The sequence below is a fragment of the Paenibacillus sp. 3LSP genome, from assembly GCF_032465655.1.
Classification (GTDB): Bacteria; Bacillota; Bacilli; order Paenibacillales; family Paenibacillaceae; genus Fontibacillus; species Fontibacillus barengoltzii.
In genome coordinates, this window is record NZ_JAWDJI010000022.1 from 1 (window position 1) to 1,471 (window position 1,471).

Annotated in this window: 2 protein-coding genes; both read right to left on the reverse strand. The window is 45.1% G+C overall.

The window, feature by feature from the left end:
• Positions 1–242: 242 nt before the first annotated feature.
• Positions 243–917 (reverse strand): DUF1129 family protein, encoded by a 675-nt coding sequence (locus RW092_RS01215; protein ID WP_316009297.1) that lies wholly within the window; start codon positions 915–917, stop codon positions 243–245.
• Positions 917–1,246 carry a PadR family transcriptional regulator gene (locus RW092_RS01220; RefSeq protein ID WP_316009298.1) on the reverse strand — a complete coding sequence of 110 codons (330 nt, stop codon included), beginning with the start codon at positions 1,244–1,246 and terminating at the stop codon, positions 917–919. The genes RW092_RS01215 and RW092_RS01220 overlap by 1 nt, the downstream gene beginning before the upstream one ends.
• Between the last annotated feature and the right edge of the window lie 225 nt (positions 1,247–1,471).

The following is a 1,471-nucleotide window of genomic DNA, read 5'->3' on the forward strand; positions in this document are numbered from 1 at the left end:
GACCAGAACAAACCGGGCGGTTACAGGCGTATCAGACTTCCCAAGATCCGCTTGCATTACACAATCAGTTGGAAGCGCTGCTTTCCCAACCCGTGACGCCTGCCTCCGCTACGCGCCCAGTGGAGGCTATGTAACAGCCTCCACTGGGTAACAAAATTACGTGAGTGGACCATTATCCTTCGGTAACATTTTTATATGAGTTGACACGGATGCTCCTGACAATTGCCGCCTACTTCAAGAGATCATTTCTTTTTCTCCAGCCATTTTCCTGCTCCATACAATACAGCGCCAATGAGGGCAAGCACGTATACAGGAATGTCAATGGGAGGACCAAACGAAGGCATGAAGTAGAAACCTATTGCGAAGAGCACGAATAGACCTCCGCCGATCAGGCAGGCTGTCACAATTTCTTTTACTTTATGGACGGAACGAAAGGCAGACCAGCGAATGTATCTTAAGATGCCGGCAATAAATAAATAAGCACCAAGAACAGAAGCGGCTGCGGCAACCGTTAAACTCCCTATATGAAAATGATAGACCGACTCTCCCAGATGAAAAACATAACTGAGGATGCTAGCCAACAGACCGATAGTCAAGGCAAAGACTCCCAAAAAAATCAAGCCAAACATGGATACCAGCTTTACGATCTCTTTCGGCATTGCTGTTGGAAGCTCGCCGACAATTTCACGGGCATATGCTTTCGGATCGGCTCCAAACACTTCTTCGGCGGTCCGTCCTTCTTCTTGAGCTTCCAAGAGGTGGTCCAGCACCTCCATTAAAATTTCCTCGGTTTCCTGTTCAGAGGTATTAAATGAGGTTCGAATATAAATGAGTAATCCGGTATAATATCTTTCATTTTCTTCGCTCAGCAGCTCGCGTTTTCGATTGTTTTCTTGGATCAGTTCTTTAGCATGCATTAAATTCTGCCTCCTCTTTGCAGTAAATTGTCTACGGGGTCTCTTAAATTCTCCCAATGCTTCTTAAATTCTTCCAAGGCTTCTTCGCCTTGGCTGGTGAGGGTGTAATATTTGCGGTTTGGGCCGCTGGGGGACTTCTTCATCTCCCCGACGATCAGCTTCTCCTTCTGAAGCCGCAACAGAATGGGGTAAATCGAACCTTCGCTTACTTCAATCTGCATCGTATGGAGCTTCATGGTAAGCTCATAGCCGTATATCGTTTCTTGGGATATAACTGCGAGGATGCACCCTTCCAATATTCCTTTTAAAAGCTGGCTTCGAACCGACAACATCATCACCTACCTTGTATAACAATATAGTAATACAAAAAAATGAGTTTGTATCAGACTTCAATTGCAGCTGGCTTGCATAACAAGATAGCTGTTTTAGGAAAAGCTACCTTGCATAACAAAGTAGCTTATATATACCTTACCAAACTGCTGCCGGGATTTCAAGAGCTCGCGATCACTCAGTTAAAATGTTACTAAAGAGGCATCGGTTCACTCACATCGAAA

Excerpts from the sequence above, each read along its gene's own strand:
- RW092_RS01215 (WP_316009297.1), bottom strand. The coding sequence starts at position 917 with ATGCATGCTAAAGAACTGATCCAAGAAAACAATCGAAAACGCGAGCTG.